17 protein-coding genes are annotated in these 20,472 nt (G+C 39.9%); 11 read left to right on the top strand and 6 right to left on the bottom strand.

Annotation, left to right across the window (positions count from 1 at the left end; genetic code table 11):
- The first annotated feature begins 1 nt into the window (after position 1).
- Complete coding sequence (locus tag HS960_RS11845; RefSeq protein ID WP_182332766.1) at positions 2–706, top strand: NUDIX hydrolase; 705 nt, start codon at positions 2–4, stop codon at positions 704–706.
- Between the two features lie 121 nt (positions 707–827).
- Here HS960_RS11845 and HS960_RS11840 read toward each other — a convergent pair whose 3' ends face one another.
- Complete coding sequence (locus tag HS960_RS11840; protein ID WP_159728789.1) at positions 828–1,388, bottom strand: hypothetical protein; 561 nt, start codon at positions 1,386–1,388, stop codon at positions 828–830.
- Between the two features lie 48 nt (positions 1,389–1,436).
- Entirely contained in the window at positions 1,437–1,994 is a 558-nt protein-coding gene (locus tag HS960_RS11835) for a hypothetical protein (RefSeq protein WP_159728787.1), read from the bottom strand.
- A 174-nt stretch (positions 1,995–2,168) separates the two neighbouring features.
- On the opposite strand from HS960_RS11835, the gene HS960_RS11830 reads away from it, so the two are divergent.
- The 3 genes from HS960_RS11830 to HS960_RS11820 are packed head-to-tail and all read left to right on the top strand — an operon-like array spanning position 2,169 to position 7,452.
- Positions 2,169–4,646 carry an SEL1-like repeat protein gene (locus HS960_RS11830; protein WP_182332764.1) on the top strand — a complete coding sequence of 826 codons (2,478 nt, stop codon included), beginning with the start codon at positions 2,169–2,171 and terminating at the stop codon, positions 4,644–4,646.
- A 25-nt stretch (positions 4,647–4,671) separates the two neighbouring features.
- Positions 4,672–7,221: an SEL1-like repeat protein gene (locus HS960_RS11825; protein WP_182332763.1), complete on the top strand. Its 2,550-nt coding sequence runs from the start codon at positions 4,672–4,674 to the stop codon at positions 7,219–7,221.
- Between the two features lie 3 nt (positions 7,222–7,224).
- A complete protein-coding gene (locus tag HS960_RS11820; RefSeq protein ID WP_153847398.1) occupies positions 7,225–7,452 on the top strand; it encodes a hypothetical protein in 228 nt (75 codons plus the stop codon).
- Positions 7,453–7,529: 77 nt separating this feature from the next.
- Here HS960_RS11820 and HS960_RS11815 read toward each other — a convergent pair whose 3' ends face one another.
- Positions 7,530–8,060: a YfiT family bacillithiol transferase gene (locus HS960_RS11815; RefSeq protein WP_159728779.1), complete on the bottom strand. Its 531-nt coding sequence runs from the start codon at positions 8,058–8,060 to the stop codon at positions 7,530–7,532.
- Between the two features lie 203 nt (positions 8,061–8,263).
- Between HS960_RS11815 and HS960_RS11810 the strand changes: the two genes are divergently transcribed.
- Positions 8,264–8,929 carry a DUF2625 domain-containing protein gene (locus tag HS960_RS11810; RefSeq protein WP_182332761.1) on the top strand — a complete coding sequence of 222 codons (666 nt, stop codon included), beginning with the start codon at positions 8,264–8,266 and terminating at the stop codon, positions 8,927–8,929.
- Between the two features lie 112 nt (positions 8,930–9,041).
- On the opposite strand, the gene HS960_RS11805 is transcribed toward HS960_RS11810, so the two are convergent.
- Positions 9,042–10,358 (bottom strand): NYN domain-containing protein, encoded by a 1,317-nt coding sequence (locus HS960_RS11805; protein ID WP_182332758.1) that lies wholly within the window; start codon positions 10,356–10,358, stop codon positions 9,042–9,044.
- Positions 10,359–10,765: 407 nt separating this feature from the next.
- Entirely contained in the window at positions 10,766–11,560 is a 795-nt protein-coding gene (locus HS960_RS11800) for a helix-turn-helix domain-containing protein (protein ID WP_153847402.1), read from the bottom strand.
- 89 nt (positions 11,561–11,649) lie between these two features.
- Here HS960_RS11800 and HS960_RS11795 point away from each other — a divergent pair, with 89 nt between their 5' ends.
- Positions 11,650–12,858, top strand: a complete 1,209-nt coding sequence (locus HS960_RS11795) for a CynX/NimT family MFS transporter (RefSeq protein ID WP_159728771.1) — start codon at positions 11,650–11,652, stop codon at positions 12,856–12,858.
- An 84-nt stretch (positions 12,859–12,942) separates the two neighbouring features.
- On the opposite strand, the gene HS960_RS11790 is transcribed toward HS960_RS11795, so the two are convergent.
- Entirely contained in the window at positions 12,943–14,802 is a 1,860-nt protein-coding gene (locus HS960_RS11790; protein ID WP_182332756.1) for a CocE/NonD family hydrolase, read from the bottom strand.
- Between the two features lie 637 nt (positions 14,803–15,439).
- Here HS960_RS11790 and HS960_RS11785 point away from each other — a divergent pair.
- The 5 genes from HS960_RS11785 (at position 15,440) to HS960_RS11765 (ending at position 20,472) form a co-directional block, all read left to right on the top strand.
- Positions 15,440–16,768, top strand: coding sequence for an inositol-3-phosphate synthase (locus HS960_RS11785; protein ID WP_153847405.1), 1,329 nt, complete (start codon positions 15,440–15,442; stop codon positions 16,766–16,768).
- Positions 16,769–16,950: 182 nt separating this feature from the next.
- On the top strand, positions 16,951–17,661 hold the full coding sequence (locus tag HS960_RS11780; protein WP_153847406.1) for a nucleotidyltransferase family protein: 711 nt from the start codon (positions 16,951–16,953) through the stop codon (positions 17,659–17,661).
- A 13-nt stretch (positions 17,662–17,674) separates the two neighbouring features.
- Positions 17,675–18,559, top strand: coding sequence for an ATP-grasp domain-containing protein (locus HS960_RS11775; RefSeq protein WP_227550282.1), 885 nt, complete (start codon positions 17,675–17,677; stop codon positions 18,557–18,559).
- Positions 18,540–19,490 (top strand): CDP-alcohol phosphatidyltransferase family protein, encoded by a 951-nt coding sequence (locus tag HS960_RS11770; RefSeq protein WP_153847407.1) that lies wholly within the window; start codon positions 18,540–18,542, stop codon positions 19,488–19,490. Before HS960_RS11775 ends, HS960_RS11770 begins: the two co-directional genes overlap by 20 nt.
- The gene (locus HS960_RS11765) at positions 19,483–20,472 is read left to right on the top strand and encodes a lysylphosphatidylglycerol synthase transmembrane domain-containing protein (RefSeq protein ID WP_153847408.1); all 990 of its coding nucleotides are present in this window, start codon (positions 19,483–19,485) and stop codon (positions 20,470–20,472) included. Before HS960_RS11770 ends, HS960_RS11765 begins: the two co-directional genes overlap by 8 nt.

The following is a 20,472-nucleotide window of genomic DNA, read 5'->3' as shown; positions in this document are numbered from 1 at the left end:
CATGACTGCCTCTGTAAAAAAATATGTATATGAATATCCGAGGCCTGCGGTAACGGTTGACTGTGTGATCTTCGGCTTTGATAAAAACCAACTTAAGGTATTATTGACCAAACGGGCAATAGAACCTTTCTTGGGAAAATGGGCTTTTCCTGGCGGTTTTATTCAGGAAGAAGAAACCGCCGACGACTGTGCGCGTCGTAAACTGCAGGAGGAGGCCGGTCTAAAGGATATTTTCCTTGAACAGCTTTATACATTTTCAGACTTAGCACGTGATCCGCGCGGAAGAGTGATCAGCATTGCTTATTATGCGCTCGTCAAGCCTGAAACGTATATCTTGGAAGCGGGTGCGGATATTGAAGCTGTAAAATGGTTTGGCATTGATGAAAACAAAGACCTCGCTTTTGACCATAAACAGATCTTGAATACCGCCATCGAAAGGCTCAAAGGGAAAATACGTTATCAGCCGATCGGTTTTGAGCTTCTGCCCGAACAGTTTACCTTGCCCGATTTACACAATTTGTATGAAACTGTTTTGCAACGGTCAATTGACCGTGGGAATTTTCGAAAAAAAATCCTCAGCATGGGTTTATTGATCGACCACAGCGATAAGCAGAAAGATCGGCGTGCCAGGGCTGCGAAGATTTATAGTTTTGACAGGGTAAAATATAAAGAACTTACTGAATCGGGGTTTTATTTTGAAGTATAAGTAGAACAGGTGGAGCAGGCAGAAATGAAATAATTCGTATAAGGTCATTTATTAATAATCGGGATTGTTTTATTCTCCTGATCTGTTGCTATTCGTGAACAGCAACGAAATTAAGCCGGTGCTAACCCTGAAAATCACCACAATCATGTACTTCAAATTGATCGATCAAAGATTTCTGGGTGTAGTATTTTGCGATACGTTTATTCTTTAGCAACAACGAATCCCCTTTGATTTGTAATTCGAAAATAGGCTCTTTCTCTACTCGCTTGAAGATAAATTCATTGTGCTGGGTCTTTATGATTAGGCCTGTGTCGTTGCTGATAGCGGTAAATTCTTTAATCTGATAGATTTCATTGGAATCACAGACATTGACCAAAAGCAGCTGTTTTTTATTTATTTTGATTTCTGCAAGATCACAGGCATAACATATTCCTGAAAATTCGATACCATATTTCTTGAAACTATTTTTGCTCTCCGGCTGAAGAATATCAATCGGATAGAGCTGATTAAAAAGAGCCAAGTCATCATTGGATGTGGATTTCATCGCCTCCTTTTTCTGTAAAGTGTCTATACTGGCGGGGGTACTAACTGCAATGGCTGTTTTTTTAGCCTCATTCTTTTGTTGGCAGCTAAAAAGCAATGCTATACAGGGTAGAAAAATAGTTTTTATAGTGAACTTCATGGTTATTTTAGGTTAGTTGTACTTTTTTGAAATTGGTTATACTTGTTTTTATTCGATCTCGACCCATTTTTTTTCGAAATAGATCGTGCATACCGGTATATCGGTCGAATCGATGAATTTAGCTTGCACAAAATCACCCTTTGTGTCCACATATTTTAGTTTTGAGCCTTTACTGTCTAAGCCAGAGGTATCGTAATATGCACCCAGTTTGAGTTGAAATGGATTGTGTTCCACATCGTTGGTAAAGATGGAAAATAAAAGTAGTTTTTTCGAGCCTATATCTGCCTGCTCATAGCCAAAGAAGCGATGGTCTAAACGTATATTGGAATGTAGGCGTATGATGCTGTCTCGAGAAGTTAGGTTTACATAAGCTGTGGTGACTTCATCAGATTCCAGTACACTTTGCGCATTGGCATGGTCAATACTATCCAGTTTGGCGTGTTTTGGCAATGCGCTGTCTTTTAAGACAGTATCTTTGACTGGCCTTTCCGTCGTTTTTGCGGGTGCTAGGTGTGCTTCCTGTGGCTTTGATTTTTCCTGACAGGCAATTTGCAATGAAAGAAGTATCAATGCGCCGATATAATAACTGTATTTGAAATGATTCATTGTTCTTTCTGTTACAAAATCCAAACCAAAGTTGCCTAAAATAGGCTGAGAAAAAAATCCCTGTTTTCCGCTAAATGAAAAAATCGATAAATACGGTATTTTTACGGCATTCGCATGATTCTTGTCGTATGGGATGGATTAATGCGATACAACGACAAACAGAAAAATTAGCGCATGGCACATCGTATTTATATCTATAATGTAAATCTCAAAACCAAAGAAACATATCCTTCTTATCTGGCCGAATGGAATTATGAAATTCCTATCCTGATGCTACCTTTATTTTCTGCTCATATTCGTTCCAAAGGCTCACAGCTTTATGCAAACAAGGAAGATGGGATCGCACGACTGCACTATTTTTATGCGTTGTTGGCTGATAGGTATCAATTGCATTATAAAAAAATATATTTTGAGCCTGTCAACCGGATGTTTGAATTTTTGGAAGAGCTACCTTTTGATGCCTTTCAGATCGATGGACGCGATGTTTTTACCATGAATGAAGAAAATGACGCGGAGCAGGCCAAAGATTGGGTGGCGGAAATAAGAATGAAGACCGCTTTGTATGAACAAGCGGTCGAAGAACAGTCCTTAGATCCGCTGGACCCGCTTGTGAAAGAATCTGGTTATACTTCTTTTTTAGATGCTCTTCAAACCGATTGGATTGATTATGGCTTGGGCTTATGGGCAGAAGGGCTTGTGCAGGAGAAAGGAGCAGAGGTTTTCGAAGCGGAAGGAAAACAAGGATTAAAAAATGCCAAAGGTGATATTTTGATTGAGGCGATTTACGATGAGATATTTGAATTCAATGACCAGGGGATTGCGGTAGTTCAATCAAATGGACAATATGGCTATATCAATGCTAGCGGCGCTGAACTGCTGTCCTGTCAATATAGCGACGCTTTCGATGCCCGGCATATCAATGGGAACAATTACGCTGAAGTAGAAGTGGCAGGAAAACGTGGGGTACTGCATATGGATGCCAAACAGCTGAGTATACCTGCAATCTATGATGAACTCGACTGGATCGCTTATGGTTTTATAAACGCAAGACAAGGGGATAGCCACATTCTCCTTTCGGCTGAAGGAAGATTGATTATTTCAGATCCTGCACCCGAGCCGTTTATGTATGACTATAACAAGCTGTTCTATAACCAACAAAAAGGAACGATAAAAAGGAAATATTACCGAATGGACGGTCAGTATTTAGGGACTTTTCTGGAAGGTAGCCTGGAGCCGCTAGCCAATCGATATTTTTGGATTAAACCCAATAAGCTACAGCCAAAAATTGCCGTCATTCAACCCGATGGCAATATCTTGGATGAAGGAATTGATCGGATTATAGTCTTGGATGGCTATCAAAGTATTGCCTATCTCAAAAATAAAAGATGGCAGATTTACTCGCTTGAGCAGGGGGTATTTCGACTGATGGATAGCCTGATAGATAAAGTAGCTGTAGATAGCATACAGCAATACCGTAAAGATATTTTTGTCGTAGGCTGTGCCCAAGGACAGGGGATTTATGATGCTCATCGAGGGGAATGGTTACTTGAACCTGCTATTGACCATCAGAAAATCGAACATTGCTTTTTGGATTTTATGCGCATACACTGTCCTGCGGGAATGCGCTATTTCGATACGAAGCTTAACTTTTGCAGTGAGCATTACGATTATATTTGTTCGCCTTTTCATTATCCAGCACCTGAGGCAATCTCAGGCGAACTCCTGTTGCTTTTTAAGGGAGAGAAGATCTTTCATCTCGACCTAAACCGGAATGTGATAGAGATACCCGAAACAGCATTCGGACATTTATATACAGAACGTTATCAGCTACAGGGGCGCGATCAAAGCTATTTTGTGCAATTTTATCAAGCCTGGACGAAACGCACGGGTGATGGATATGAACAGTATTTCGATAATGACACACTGCTTGAAAGGGGGAAGAAACTCGATGCTGAAGGGAAGGTCTCCGAAGCCATTCGGCTGCTCAAGATCGCGGCCGATCGCGGCAGTGCAGACTGCCAATATTTCCTTGGAAATATATATACAGATGCAGGCTACGATGGAATGGATATCGCAAAGGGAATGTTCTTCTATGAACAGGCAATGGCGCAGAACCATGCTCAGGCATGGAATAACTGGGCCTTTCTATATGCGACAGCGCATGGTGTTGAATTGGATATTTCGAAGGCCTTAAAAGGGTATCAGCAAGCTGTTGCGCTTGGAGAGGCGCAAGCCATGAGCAACTTAGGGAATTGGTATTACGAAGGAGCCTATGTGGAACAGGACTATGCCTTAGCTTTAGATTACTTTAAACAAGCTGAAAAAGCGGGTATCCCCAACGATGCGCAAATGGCAGAAATCTATTATCAAAAACAAGATTACGCGAACTTATTACGTTATTTAAAAAGGGATACCACAAATCAATTTGCCGCTGTCTATTATGGGATTTTGTATGAGGAAGGACTGGGTGTTAAACAAAGTTTGCCAAAAGCCATCCGTTACTATGAACAAGCCAATGAAGAAAACGTGTACGCCTATGCTGTCAATCGTTTGCTGCAGCTGTATGCTGCGCATGGAGCTGCAGCAAACGCGGATAAATACGAGTTTTGGTTAAATTTTGCTAAAGAGAATACTGTTGAAATTGATCAATAGTAAGAGAATTATTATCGCATAGAAAATGGCTCATCGCATATATATTTACAATACAGATAAGAAGGATCAAGATTACTTTCCGCATTATTTAGGGGAATGGAATTATGTGATTCCGCCGCTTTTTTTACCCTTATTTGCTGCTAATCCGAAGGCAAAAGGTACCTTAGTTTATTCCGAAAAGGAGCCTGGAATCCGTAAGCTTCGCGCTTTTTATGATTTGCTCATTCATGAATATAGGTTAAATTCAGATGCGTTGGCCATGGCAGCTATCGGGAAACTGTTCGATTTTTTGGACGGTTTGCCCTTTGATTACTTCCAGCTGAACGCGAGTGATGTATTTAACATGAGCGATGTTAAACATAGTCAACAGGCAAAAGATTTTGCATTTGAAATCTATGAGAAGAATTTGCCCTATGAAAAAGCAATCGAAAAACAGTCCTTAGCTGAGCTCGAATCTATTTTGGCACCCGCTGGTTATACTTCTTTTTTAGCGATGCTCGAGCTAGAATGGGGCAACTATGGCTTGGGCTGGTGGAATAGCGAAGCGATTGATAGTCTGGATAATCAATTTTTTGAAGATCAGGGGTTTTGGGGGATACGCAATGCAAAGGGGGAGGTGAAGGTCGAAGCAAGCTATCAGGAAATTGGTGATTTTGACTATGAAGGGATCGCTGTCATAAAGAAAAATGATCTGTTCGGTTATTTGAATAGGGGCGGCGAAGAAACTATTCCCTGTATTTATTCATCGGCAGCGCCAGCCCAATATGGAGTTGGATCAACCGTTGGTAAGGTGAGCTTAGCTAAAAAATACGGATTGATCAACGTCGGGAACGGAGAAATAATCATACCGCTTGAATATGATGAACTCGAAGATTTTGCTTACGGTTATTACCAGGGAAAGAAAGATCAGCAATACTACATTATCGACGCCCAAGGTCAGTTCTTTAATGTTGTTGGTGCAGACAAGCCGTTTGACATAGATTATGATGGATTTATCTATCAAGATATTCCCGAAAATAAACTGCGTCACTATTATTCCAACAGAGGCATTTTACTTGGTGCTTTTGCCAGTGGTGCACTGAGCGAACTGCTGTTTGATTTTTATGCGGTCAATTTGAATAACAAAAAGAAAAAATCTGTTTTGTCTCCCGATGGAACTATCCTGGTCAAAGATGTTGATATACTCAATGCTGGAAACGGTCGAGGTGCATTATTCTTTGCCGATTCCGGTAGCATTCGTTTGTATAATCTGGAAGCCCGGGCCTATGTACTGCAAGACTTGGTAATGCAATCCGTTCAAGGGGGGACTGATTTCGGTAATGGTGCCTGGGATTGCTATATCATCGAAACAGCTGCCGGAAGTGGGATCTATCAGGCTGCTGAAAAGGCCTGGCTGATCCCGCTCTCAACGCACTATGTGAAAATTGTATATGCTGCTGTGATGGATTATTTTATTCTGAAAGACTATGCGGGAAGATATTACTATTTTGACGCAGTGCAAAGGGCCCTCAGCTCCGCCTACGATTATGTCTGTGCAAGCATTAATCACTATCAGGATCTGATGTTATTGCAAGGTGACCTCTTGTATAAAAAAGGCTACGATGGTGTGGAAGTAATTCAGGAAGAACAATATGGGCAATTTCTGAAGAAGCTGGATCAATTGTCAGGGGAAGATTTTGATGTATGTAGTCGTTTTTTTGAACGATGGAAGACTGCAAAGGGCGATAATTTTGAATCCAGCTATGATAGTTATACCTTGTATCATATGGCCTTAGACTGCTACCGGCAGGGCGATGTTGAAAAGGCGATGCGCTATTTTACCTTTTCTGCCGACCAGGGAAATGAAAGCAGCATGCATGAACTTGGGAATATCTTTACGGATACCGATAGCGAAGACAATCGTTTTTTAGATTTGGACAGGGGAATTCAATATTATGAACAGGCCGCCCAAAAAGAATATGCCCCTGCCTGGAATGCAATTGGCTACCTCTTTCAGTATGGAATCGGCTATAACAAAGACTTGAAAAAGTCATTTGACGCTTACATGAAAGGAGCCGAATTGGGGAATGGCTATGCTTTGTCCAATTTAGGTTACTTTTATTCAAGTGGGACCTATGTTGAAGAAGATCTGGAAAAAGCCCTCACTTATTATCAGAAAGCGGAATTAAAATTAGTTGAAAACAACAGCAATATAGCCTCTATCTATTACAGTTTGGAAGATTACGATCGTCTATTGGTTTACTTGAAAAGAGATAAGGAAAATAGTTATTCCAATATTTATTATGGATTGCTCTATGATCAGGGACTGAAATTTAAAAAGGACAGTAAAAAAGCGATCCACTATTTTGAGCGTGCCAATGATTATGGCGTTTACGAAAGCGCCACAGCGCGCTTATTGGATTATTACAAGAATGATCCTACATTTAGAAATCAGGAAAAATTTGTCCATTGGTTAGGTTTTGCAAAAACCAATGAACTGGATATCGAACAGGATTTATTGCAATGGGATAATCAGTCCGAAGATTCACATGCAAGTTCTTCCTTTTTTAGTAAACTATTTAAAAAGAAAAAGTAAATCATGTTATCATCAGCAAATATAGATTTTAGTGGCATTCTGATCGACTTGATCATGATTGTTTTTTTTGGATTTGGAACGATTTATACATTAACGGTAGGTATTGTTCATTTCGTAAAGAAAAAAACACGAACCGCGGGGTATTATTTTCTGTCGTTTTTTCTGTCGGGCCTTATTGGACTCCTGATTGCAGGATTGCTGGCCTTTTTGTGGGCGATGTCATTGTCGTAAAGTGAAGGCAATAAAGTGAATTTAGCACAATGATCCTTTGACTGCCAGTCAAAAGATCATTGTGCTATGTAATTCCATCAATGGTTTTTGGCGTTGATAATATGCATGAGGTGGTGGTTACAATGCCATGCATACAGGCCTATATTGACCTTTAAAGAAATTAGTCTTTTGGTAACGGGGTGGATAAAACCCCTTTCAAGTTGTTCGGCTGAAAGGCTTTTCAGCAGTATGACCCAACGTTCATGTAGACCTTCAAGCAATTTTACCGAACTTTCTATGGGAATTATTTTGGCGTCGGGAAGTTCGGCCCACAATTTTTCTTCATATAATTTGATGGTTGGATCTTCTTCGGTTAGGGCCAATTTGAACCGGATAAAGCTATTCATATGGCTGTCGGCACAATGGTGAACGACCTGACGTATCGTCCAGCCGTCAGGACGGTAGCGCTTCTCTAGCGCACTGTCCGTAAGGTCGCCGACTTCGGATTTTAACCGAGCCGGAAAATCTGCAATTGTCTTGATCCAGTCATTCAACAGGGAGCTGTCAATTACATCGGGTATCGCGAAACGACCTATGGGGTATCTGAGTTTTTCTAATTCATGTTGCATAACCTAAAATTACTTAAAATAGATGCAAGGTTCCTAATCTTTATGTTCATGTTTTCGATGAATATTTTTTTTCGATAGGTTCTTGTGCAAGCTGTAATTTGGATGCGATAAAGAATTGTGTTAATTTCGGCAAAAATGCTAAGATCAATGATCCTCCCGTTTGTGTGGAGGATCATTGATCTTAGCATATAAAAGCACAAGAAATGAAAAGTCTAAAAGAACTGATTGATACAAGTAATTCGGGGTGGAAGCTGGTTGAGGGCTGGTTGAAGGAAGCGACAAATTCATATGAAGTGCTCCCTCAAAACCCTAAGCGGGCTGATGAGGAACTTTTAAGGGCACAAATTACGACAAAATCTCCGATGGGGGCCATTATTTATCAAAGCGGTGGTATACTGATCGATGGTGGCTGGTTACGGATTTTAGGCTCCGGTTCGCCGCAGCTGAATCGCGGAATTATGGAGTGGAATAAGGGTAAGAGCTTTGACAAGGAAGGCGAAAAAGGAGGATTTCTACTTATAGCTGATGATGTTTTGGGTGGTTATTTTGCCATCAATGCCGGCGCTCTGGGAGATGCTATTGGACAGGTCTATTATTTTGCTCAAGATACCTTACAATGGGAAAGTTTGGAATGTGGCTATTCGGACTTTGTTTTTTGGGCTTTGAAAGGGGATATCAGACAGTTTTATGAAACATTTAAATGGAAAGACTGGAGTGAAGACGTCAAATCCTTGACTGGTAATCAAGTTTTTTCGTTTTATCCTTTTCTATGGACTGAAGAAGCTCGGGATTTTCGTAAAGTAGATCGCAAGCCAATGGCAATCGATGAGAACTACCACTTTACGATGGAATTTGCAGGCAGACGCTAATCGTTATTTCAATACGACAAACCTTCAGCTTAATGCTTTAATAAGGTGATAGGACAATATGTATATTGTTCTATCACCTTATCGTAGCGAGAAGAATAACCCTAAATAAGTGCTAAACGGATTTATTTTGAAGGCTAAAGCTAACTTCATTCAGTTTGATCAGTTGTATTTGTATTCCTTCTGCAAGACCAAGCTGCGTAGCGGCTTCTTTCCCCAGTTTAAGTACATGAAATCCTCTGCCTCGGTAGGTAAAATTGCATTCATATTCTCCGGCATTGATCATAATCCTTAATTTTTGGGATTTAGTGGGAAATAAAGGTTTAAATTCTTTTGTAATCCTTATTTGGGATTTCTTAACATCATCTGCAGTAATCTTGTTGCCCTCCGAAGGAAAAAGCATGTTTGTCGGTAGTGTCTGTACTGTGGAGGCTTGGGACTCGGCTTTTTGCTCCTGAATTTCCTGAACTTTTGGAGACTCATTTTGTATCGGTTCAGAACTTGTTTTATCTTGACGTTGCTTCTCTTGGCGCCCTTTCTTTCTATTGTTTTGATTTGCAGTTTTTCCCGCAGTTTCTGTAGGAGGTACGGAAGGAGTAGAAGGAGTTTTGTGCTCGGTTTCCGCTGCTGTAGCCGGGCTGGTCATTGCTAAAGGCCGTTTAATGATATTGCGGATGTAGTAGTGTTTTATACGCGATTTGTCGGTGTTCCGCTCTTCAATTTCAAAATCTTCCTTGTAGGCTTTAAAAAGGTGGGACATCTTGTCGTATCCGTAATTTCGCGCATCAAAATCAGGTTTCCTTTTATTGAAAAGACTTCCGATTTCGCCTAGGAAAGCCCAGCCATTTTCATCAGCTGTATCATCGACAGTGTCTTTTAAAAGTTCCAGGGTTTCTTCATCCAGTACCGCTATACTTGCCGGGTTGTCAACCGGGGCAGGTTTGGGTTGATTTTGCTGTTTTTTCTTTGTGACTGTTTCCTTCTTTTGATTTTTTTCAAAAATTTCCACATAGATAAACTTGTCACAGGAGGCGATAAAAGGCTTAGGTGTCTTTTTCTCACCTATACCGATTACGAGCTTGCCTGATTCCCGGAGGCGCGTGGCCAAGCGGGTGAAGTCGCTGTCGCTCGATACAATACAAAACCCGTCCACTCTGTCCGAATGCAGAATATCCATGGCGTCAATAATTAATGCGGAATCAGTAGAATTTTTGCCTTGGGTATAACTGTATTGTTGTATGGGGGTAATCGCGTGGGTAAGAAGTTTGTCCTTCCATTTTTCAACATAAGGGTTGGTCCAGTCTCCGTAGATGCGTTTGATGGTTGGAATCCCGTATCTTTTGACTTCATTCAAAATCTCTTCGATCTTTCGATAAGATACATTATCCGCATCGATTAGTATTGCGATTTGCAAATCCCCATGTTCTGCCATATATGTTTAGATTATTTTTTTCAATATTTGAACTCTTTTCTATTCGTGTGACCTTTCTGATCTGAATATATTCTTTAAAAATACAGTATTGTTAAAGAATTTCTTGAATTTTTTAGAATTAATTTGAATGCTATTTTTTTAGAACATGCTATCTGCTGCTTTTGTTTGGGCGTAGGGAGGGAATTATTACGTTTGCGGAGCAGTGAAATGATTTGGGGGACGGTGAAAATAAAAAAAGGTTTTCAAACGGGGAGAATGAAAACCTTAAATAACCAATTATAAACCTAAATTATGATGATACAAAGATAGTGTAAATATTACACCTGTGCAAATTTCATTACTATTTTTTTAAAACGTTCTGAATTTTGTAGCTGTTCAGCTACAGGTTACCTGTAGCTGTGCCGAAACTAGTCCATCATGAAGCTCGAAGGTCTATATTTCATCACAGCATAAAAGCTATTGGTGAACGCTTGCACGCTTTTATAACCGACTTTATATGCAATTTGGGAGATGGTGAATTGTTTTGTGCTAAGAAGTTCCAAACTCTTGATAATGCGGAGTAACTGCTGATATTTTGCAAGTGTCATTCCGGTTTCCTTTTTAAAAAGACGCTCAATAGTTCGGAGCGAAAGATTGGACAACATGGCAATCTCGTCTAATGTGAAGGCTGCTGTGTAATGGTCATGTAGGTGATTTAAGACGGCTTGAAGTCTATTCTCCTGAGGAAGGGTGATCCCAAGTTGGAGCAATTGTGCGGCGAAATAGGGGAGTTCATGCAGTAAAGCACCCAGGAAAACTTTTTCATGTTCATCTTCTTCAATCAATTTCGACCATTTTTCACAATACAAAATCATTTCCCGTAATACTTTAGGGGCAGAAAATAGCTGCACCTGACTGAAAAACAACTGGTCTTGTGCGCTGTCGAATTGTGGAGTATCAAAAAAAAGCACCATAAGCTTGATGCGCTCAGAGTGGGAGTTGGTCTTATGTAATGCACCAGAGGGAATCCAGGCAACGTGATTTTGGGGGAGTAAATACATTTTTCCTGCGACGGTAAGGTATTGGAAACCCTGTTCGACATAAATCAACTGGCCTTTCCGATGATTGTGCAACTCGTTGTCGTGTATCCAGTTTTCTTCAAACCAGACAAAGGTTGATTTCTGGATGCGTTCAATTGTCAATGTATGATTTGTTTGATCCATGTCGTTTTAAATTAAATTAATGGCAAATTTAATTAAAATTTCAGGTATATCTTTGCAGGCGATCATTACATGTATAGCGCGGTTTTATTATGAAAGAAAATATAAAAGTATCCACAGCTGTTTCTTGGACCTGGTTATCCATATTGGTTGTTGTTATGGTCTCAACCAATCTGCGGTCGCCAATTACAGCCGTTGGCCCTGTACTGGGGCAAATCAGTGAAGATTTACAATTAAATAGTTTTCAAAGCAGCCTATTGACGGCAATTCCCCTTTTTATGTTTGCGAGCTGTTCTGTAGCAGTAAGCCGATATTCGCATAAACTGGGCATGCATCGTTTTTTATTGTTTGGTTTAATGCTGTTGAGTGTAGGGATTGTGCTTCGGGTCTGGGGCAATATGCCAACGCTGTTTGTGGGATCTTTTTTAATTGGACTTGGGATCTGTGTGGGCAATGTCGTTACACCTGGCTATATAAAAACCAGTTTTCCAAAGCAGATTGGGCTGATGACAGGGATTTTTGCGGTAGCAATGAATCTGACTGCGGCTTTTGCTTCGGGTTTTAGTTTACGATTGGGTGAATGGACTGGTCTTGGGTGGCAAGGCTCGCTGGGTGTTTGGGTGATTTTAGCCTTGTTATCACTTATTGTTGTTTTTTTTGATGGTTTAGGCCGAAAGAAGGCTCAAGGTATTACTGAAAATAGACAAACAACAAGTGGAATCGGGCATATCTTTAGGTCAAGATTGGCCTGGTATATCAGCCTATTCATGGGTATTCAGTCCCTAATTTACTACAGCTTGATTTCTTGGTTGCCCAAAGTATTGGTGGATTATGGTATGCCAAAGGAGGATACGGGCTGGTTGCTGTTTTTGATCCAAATTGCCATGATTCCCATTATGTTCATTGGACCTATTTTGGCTCATCGGATGAAGGATCAACGTTTAATGGCAACTGCTGTTGCGATAGGCATGCTCGGAAGTATATTTATATTCTGGCATTACAAGCTTCAGGGAATTTATGTTGCCGCCATATTGTTGGGACTTTCCAATGGACTGTCTTTCAGTTTGTCTATTCTCTTCTTTACCCTGCGGGCTAGATCAACGGCAAATGCGATCAAAATATCGGGCATGGCGCAGTCTGTCGGTTATTTCATTGCGGCTTTTGGCCCGCCGGTCTTTGGTAGGCTGCACGAAATAGATGCTACCTGGAATTACTCGTTCTACTTTTTGGCGGGGAGTATCGTACTTTTATTGTTTGCGGGATGGAAGGCCGGCGAAGATAAGTATGTAGCGGAAGATTAAAGATAAGGCTACATCAGGCATAGGTGTTTAGCTGATGTAGCCTTATTCAACTAGCTCTTAAGCGCTAGCTTTCGAATTTACCTGCTAATCTTTGAGGACAGAAAATTCGATGTATGTGGCATTGTTCACATCGTGAAAAATACGTTGGGTAGCTTTGCGGAAATCAGCTTTCGTAGCTGTATAAGGTGCTAAAAACACCTGTGGATTTCGTTCTGCCAGCGGAAACCACGAGTTTTGTACCTGGACCATAATGCGATGTCCTTTTTTGAAGGTATGCGCAACGTCTGGCATTTCAAAATTCACCTTTTCGACCATTCCTGGAGTCAAGGCCTGTGCTTTATCAAAACCATTTCGGTATTTCCCCGCCATGATCTCACCACGTACCATCATTTGATATCCAGCCATTGTTTTTCCTTGATAACTTGCGGCATCATTCGGGTAAACATCAATCAGTTTGACAACATAGTCCGCGTCTGTTCCTGTTGAAGAGACTTTGAGGAAGTTTTTGATTGGGCCTACAATAGTTAAGTCCTCCGTCAACGGTTCTGTTTGATAAACCATGACATCAGGGCGACTAGCTGCGAAACGTTGATCATCTACCATATATTCCCGTGTTCGGTTTTGAATTAACCCACCTTGATGCGGAACAGGTTTATTAGGGTCTGTTACATATTCATCCCAGGAATCTGTACGTTGAACTTTGTCAAATCCAAGTTTCCCCTGCGGTTGGAAGTATAGTTTTTTTGTCTCTACATTTTTTGGTGGCCACTGTTCGAAATGTTTCCATTCGTTGCTTCCTGAGACAAAAATGTTGGCTTCGGAAGGGGCGAAGTTTCCTTCATCTTTTAGGTAATATTTGAAAAACGGTTGTTCAAATTGTTCCTGATAAGTAATACTGGTTTTTTTCTCAAATTGGATATCACCTAGATAGTTTCCTTCTGCACGAACCCAGCCGCCATGATACCAAGGTCCCGCGACTAAAATCGAGTTGTTTTTTTTGCTTTTATCCTCAATCGATTGGTAGGTCTTAAATGTTCCATATGCATCTTCCGCGTCAAAGAAACCACCGACCACCATCACAGCTGGTCTTACCTCCTGTAAAGAATTGGTGATCACACGCGATTTCCAAAAATCATCATAGTCGGGATGTTTAAACAGGTCATTCCAAAATTGTACGGAGTCACCAAAATACTTTTCTTTGAGTTCCCGCGCTGTTCCTGCTTCTGCAAAAAAGTTATATTTATCGGCTTCTTTGATCTGAATTTTGCCCTTAAATTGATCCGGTGTGATGGGTTTTGGACGAGGGACACCAAAGGTTGACATGAATGTAAACGCATCCTGAAGAAACAATACGCCATTATGGTGGAAGTCGTCGCCGATATACCAGTCTGTTACGGGAGCCTGTGGGGAGACTGCCTTCAAGCTAGGGTGTGTTTTGACCAATCCGACGGTAGAATAGAAGCCTGGATAGGAAATCCCATAGAGCCCGGCTTTGCCATTATAGTTTTTGAGATTTTTCTGTAACCATTCAAGCGCATCATAGGTATCCGTACTTTCATCGATTGCTTTTTTATCTTTGCTGTACGTGGTCGGACGTATATCTTCAAAATCACCTTCGCTCATCCACTTGCCACGGACATCCTGGTAAACGAAAATATAGCCTTCATGCATCATTTGGGGGAAGTTTCCCAAGCTTTTTTTGTATTCGTTCTGCCCATAAGGAGAAACTGTGTAGGGTGTTCTATTGAGCAAAACTGGATATTTCTTGGATTTGTCTTTTGGACTGTAGATCGCAGTAAATAATTTTTTCCCATCTCGCATGGGGATTGCTACTTCGGTCTTTTCATAATGATCTCTAACATAAGCCGAGTCGGCAGCTGTTTGAGCATGTAACTGGCTTGCGCTTAAAAGCGCTAAAGTTAGGTACGAAATTGTATTTTTCATTCAGATAATTATTTGTTCAGTACATTCTTTGGTGTAAATTATAATTTTACACTTGGTTTCATTTTTTGCAATGCTATGGATACTCTTATGCACCTTGGGCTCTATGCGATACAGTTAAATTTGTCATCGCGTTATCGTTTGGCAGACTATTTCTCCAGCTACAGTGAGCGGATCAACAGCTGTTGGTTTATAAATTGAACGATAGATCCATTGCCTATATTTAGATTTAAGGCTAAAGTTAGTGCTACTAAAACCATTTTCCAATTTTATTGTCATATTTATAGCGAATAGAAAAAGAAAAATTGACCAATTTTTAAGAAAGAAAAACTTTTTTTGGATGGAATTTGGATTAGTTTTCGAATCTTAATATATTGAGTAAAATTAAGGAGAATTATTTTTGGGGTTAACAACTTTAGCTAAAAACGTTAAATTTCAATCAGATGGATTAGTAGAGCACTAAATAATAATTCATTTTCAGATTATTTCTTTAGGTTTCGAATGGGGTTTGTATTGGTATTTGTCACGATTTTATAAATTAAGTGGGGGGTGGTATGAAATATGTTTTTTTAAGCTAATTTTAAGAATTATTTTATCATAATACATCAATTAAATAACAATTTAAGTATATAGAATTAATATGGGACAACAAGTGAAAGATGCCAATGGAAAATTGGGTATTCTTATTCCGGGATTAGGTGCTGTGGCTACAACATTAATCGCTGGTGTGGCATCTATAAACAAAGGTTTTTCAAAACCAATCGGATCTGTTTCTCAATTGAGCAGAATCCGTCTGGGTAAACGCACTGAGAACAGAAATCCATTAATTAAAGATTTCGTCCCTTTAGCAAAATTGGAAGATGTTGTTTTTGGTGGATGGGACGTATATGAGGATAACGTATACGAGGCTGCATCAAAAGCAGAGGTATTGGAGAAAGGTCAATTGGATGCTGTTAAGGCCGAATTGGAGGCAATCCAACCAATGAAAGCTGTGTTTGACCGTAATTTTGTGAAAAATTTGGACGGAACGCACATCAAATCTGAAAAAACTCGCCGTGAATTGGCAGATGCAGTGCAACGTGATATTCGTGAATTTAAAGAGAAAAACGGATTAGACCGTGTTGTATTGGTATGGTGTGGATCTACTGAGCGTTATATTGAAACAAACGAAGCTTTTTCAACTTTAGCTAAATTAGAGGAAGCATTAGACAATGATGATCAACGTATTCCACCAAGTATGATCTATTGTTATGCGGCATTGAAAGAGGGAGCTCCGTATGTAAATGGTGCACCAAATTTAACATGTGACGTTCCAGCTATTGTGGAGTTGGCGCATCAAAACGGTGTGGCAATTGCAGGTAAAGATTTTAAAACAGGTCAAACATTGATGAAAACAATTGTGGCACCTGGTCTTCAAGCGAGAGCTTTGGGTGTTGAAGGTTGGTTTTCGACGAATATCTTAGGTAACCGGGATGGATTAGTATTAGATGATCCTGAAAATTTCAAAACAAAAGAGGTCTCTAAATTATCGGTATTGGAAGAAATTCTGGATGCGAAAAAGAACCCTGAGTTATACGGTGATCTTTACCATAAAGTACGTATCAACTATTATCCTCCACACGGCGATAATAAAGAATCTTGGGATAACATCGATATCTTCGGTTGGTTGGGTTACAAAATGCAGATTAAGATCAATTTCTTGTGTCGCGATTCAATTTTAGCAGCTCCGGTTGCGTTGGATTTGGCTTTGTTTATTGATTTGGCTCAACGTGCGGGTATGTCAGGTATTCAAGAGTGGTTATCATTTTACTTGAAATCTCCTCAGACAGCTCCGGGATTACCTCCTGAACACGATATCTTCAAACAATTGATGAAATTGCAAAATACATTGCGCCACATTATGGGTGAAGATTTAATCACACATTTGGGATTGGATTATTACCAGGAGCTAGTAGATAGTATTCAATAAACTGCCTTAATAAGAGAGGGGAAACAATTGTTTAAAAACAGTTTTTCCCCTTTTTCTTCAAAATCTTTACGATATTGAAGATTTGTGATATAACCCTCTGTAGACTTTTGCGCTTACGAACGCTGAGATAGTGACGGGGGTTTTGCTTTTTTATAAATGATTTTATTTTGCAATTAAAAGAAATGGAATTTGCAATTATAGCGGCGGGAGAAGGTTCTCGATTGCGAAAAGAGGGATTTAATTTACCGAAACCCTTGCTACCATTACATGGAGTTCCATTAATTGAGCGATTGATTCGCGTGTTTGTTAAAGAAGGGGCGCAAAGAGTTCATGTTATCATCAATAAACAATCTCCGGAGCTGAAATTGTTTTTGGAAAAAACAACGTTTGAATTACCTATTGTGCTAATAGAGGAAGATACTGCAAGTTCATTGCATAGTTTTGCCTTGCTTGTTAAAAATAACCCCGATTGGTCGTCCTGTTGTCTGACAACAACAGATACGGTTTTTAGACCACATGAATTTCATGCCTATTTGGAAGCATTTCAGCAACATCAACATGCAGATGCTTTTATGGCAGTCACACCTTTTGTCGACGATGAGAGTCCGCTCTATGTGAACACAAATTCACAGCTTCGGGTGGAAGCTTTTTTGGATACAGCGACCGCAGAAACGAAGTATGTTTCTGGCGGAATTTATTGCTTCCGAAAAGCAGCTATGGATTGTGCATTAAGCTCCGTTGAAGCAGGTAATTCCAGAATGCGTAATTTTCAGCGTGCTTTATTGGAAAACGATTTACAAGTAGAAGCATTTGTATTTGACAAGGTGGTCGATATTGATCATTTAAAAGATCGTGTCGTCGCAGAACAATTTTTGAGTGAGGAGGTTAGTTAGTAAAATGAGCGATATGATTTCTATTTTAGGCGTAACTCGAAAAAATCGCTTTTCACCCAATCATGTGGGGAATGATGCCGCTATATTTAATGAAGTAGTTTTAAAACTGACTGAAAAAGGTGCTTCGGTGGAGGTGTGTAATGAAGATGAATTTTTGTCTTCACCATCGGTGAAGCAGGATAATATTCTGACTATGGGGAGAACAAAGACTTTAGTTAAAAAGTTGCAATCTCTTCAAAATAATGGGATCAATGTTTTGAATTCAGGATTTGGAATTGAAAATTGCTTTCGGAAAAACATGACCCTTAAGCTTTTGGAAGGTGGAGTTCCTTATCCGAAGAGTATCGTGATCTCTACCGTTGCAGATATTCAATCTATTTTCGAAAAATTGAAAGGAAAGGGTGTATGGATCAAGCGTGGCGATTTTCATGCGATTCATAAGGAAGATGTTACCTTTGCTGCTAGTCTGAAAGAAGCGCAACATATCTTGAATGAATATGCACTTCGTGGGATTAAAGAGGCTGTGATTTCTGAACATCTTGCCGGAGACTTACTCAAGTTTTATGCCGTGCGGGGAACGGATTTCTTCTTTTATTTCTACCCATATGAACACAATCATCACAAATATGATTTGTATGAACAAATTAATGACGAGGTAGTACATTTTCCTTTTGATCTCGACAATCTAAAAGAAGTTGCTAATCGTGCTGCGGAAGTCCTGGATGTACATATCTACGGCGGCGATGTGATTATTGATGCAAATGGAGACTTCCATATTATTGACTTAAATGACTGGCCAAGTTTTGCGCCATGTCGGGCAGAGGCTGCTGAGGCCATTGCTCAAATGGTTTACCATAAATTTACTGAAAAGAACCACAATGCAGAAAGAACAAGTTAATGTAATCGAAGAAGATAATTTGAGTGCATTCGAACAATCTTTAAAATCTAATGATACAGAAGAGCGAATTGATATTTGGTTTTATCGACCTATAGGTTATCGCATCGCGCAAGTCTGTGCCAAAATCGGTATTACACCCAACGCTGTGACAATTATTAGTATTTTCTTTGGTGTTGCGGCGGGTATTTTATTCTATTATCCTGCATTATGGATTAATGTGATTGGCATGCTTTTATTGGTTTTTGCCAATTCTTTAGATAGTGCTGATGGACAGCTGGCAAGAATGACAGACAATAAAAGTCGCTTTGGTCGTATTTTGGATGGTTTTGCTGGAGATTTTTGGTTTGCTTCTATTCATATTGCGATCTGTTTACGCAGTATTAATGAAGGATGGCCACAATGGCTATGGGTATTCTGTGTACTTGCAGGTGTATCGCATATGCTTCAGTCGGCAATGGCTGATTATTATCGTAATGTACATTTGTATTTTATAAAAGGTAAAGCTGGAAGTGAGCTGGACAATACACGTGATTTGAAAGTTGACTATGATGCTTTGTCTTGGCGCAAGAATTTTTTTAGCAAATTTGTGTTGAATGGCTACATGGGCTATACACGTAACCAGGAAAAGCTTTCTCCAAAACTGCAAAAGCTGTTGCATATTGTGAAGAGTCGTTATAAAGATGAATTGCCAAAACAATTGATGGTCGACTTTAGAATTCAAAATAAACCATTGATGAAGTATACAAATATTGTACAGTTCAATACAAGGGTGATTTTCCTATTTGTCTGGTTGTTTATCGGTCAGCCTTGGATTTACTTTTTCTTTGATATGTTTGTCCTAAATCCGATATTGATATACATGTGTAACCGACAAGAAAAAGTAAGTGGTTATTTTGTTGATAAATTAACAAATGATCCAACCTATGGGTAGTAAGGTCTATAAAGTACTCTTTATGCTAATCGGTATAGGTACACTGGCCTATATGATTCATGCAATGGGAATCGATGAGATTTGGAACAACCTCGAAAAAATTGGCTGGTGGTTTTTGCCTGTACTCGGTAGCTGGGCAATACTCTACTGGATGAACGCAATGGCATTTAAGGCAATTATTCAGGAACCCGAATTGCCACAGACGGATGTACCCTTTTGGAAGGTCTTACAATTGACTATATCGGGGTATGCCATTAATTATATAACGCCATTTGTGGCGTTAGGTGGTGAGCCTTATCGTATTATGGAGCTTAAAAACTATGTCGGTGGTTCAAAGGCAGGTTCTTCCGTGCTGTTATACGGTGTCATGCACATCTTGTCGCATATTTTATTCTGGGTCGCTTCTGTTTTTCTAATTCTTTGGTTTGTTCCGGCAAGTACAATGGTTGATGTGGCCTGTGCTGTGATTTTTGTGATGGCTATCATTTGTACTTGGCTATTTACGAAATTTTATAAGAAGGGGATTACAGTTTCACTATTGAAAGCTTTGTCTAAACTACCTTTGGTAGGCAAGAGAGTCGGTAATTTACTGGAGACGAAGTATGAAACGTTGAATGACGTCGATCAGCAGGTGAAAAACCTCTTTCAAAATCGTCGCGATCGTTTCTATACGGCCCTTTTTTGGGAATTTGTAGCACGTGTTGTGGGCTGTTTTGAGATTTATTTTATTGGTTTAGCCTTAGATATTAATATTGATTTTATTGATGCTATGATCATTAGCTCCGGATCTTCCTTATTTGCCAATCTTGTTTTTTTCTTTCCAATGCAATTGGGAACGCGGGAAGGTGGATTAGCAATGGCTGTGATGAGTATAGGATTGCCTGCGAAAGTCGGTATTTTTATGGGTGTTGTGACACGAATTAGGGAAATTGTCTGGATTATGATCGGTTTGGGGTGGATGAGTTTAGTAAAAAAGAAATAA

Origin of the sequence: Sphingobacterium paramultivorum (genome assembly GCF_014109745.1) — a bacterium.
Taxonomy (GTDB): Bacteria; Bacteroidota; Bacteroidia; order Sphingobacteriales; family Sphingobacteriaceae; genus Sphingobacterium; species Sphingobacterium paramultivorum.
This window is presented reverse-complemented; position numbering and strand designations above follow the sequence as displayed.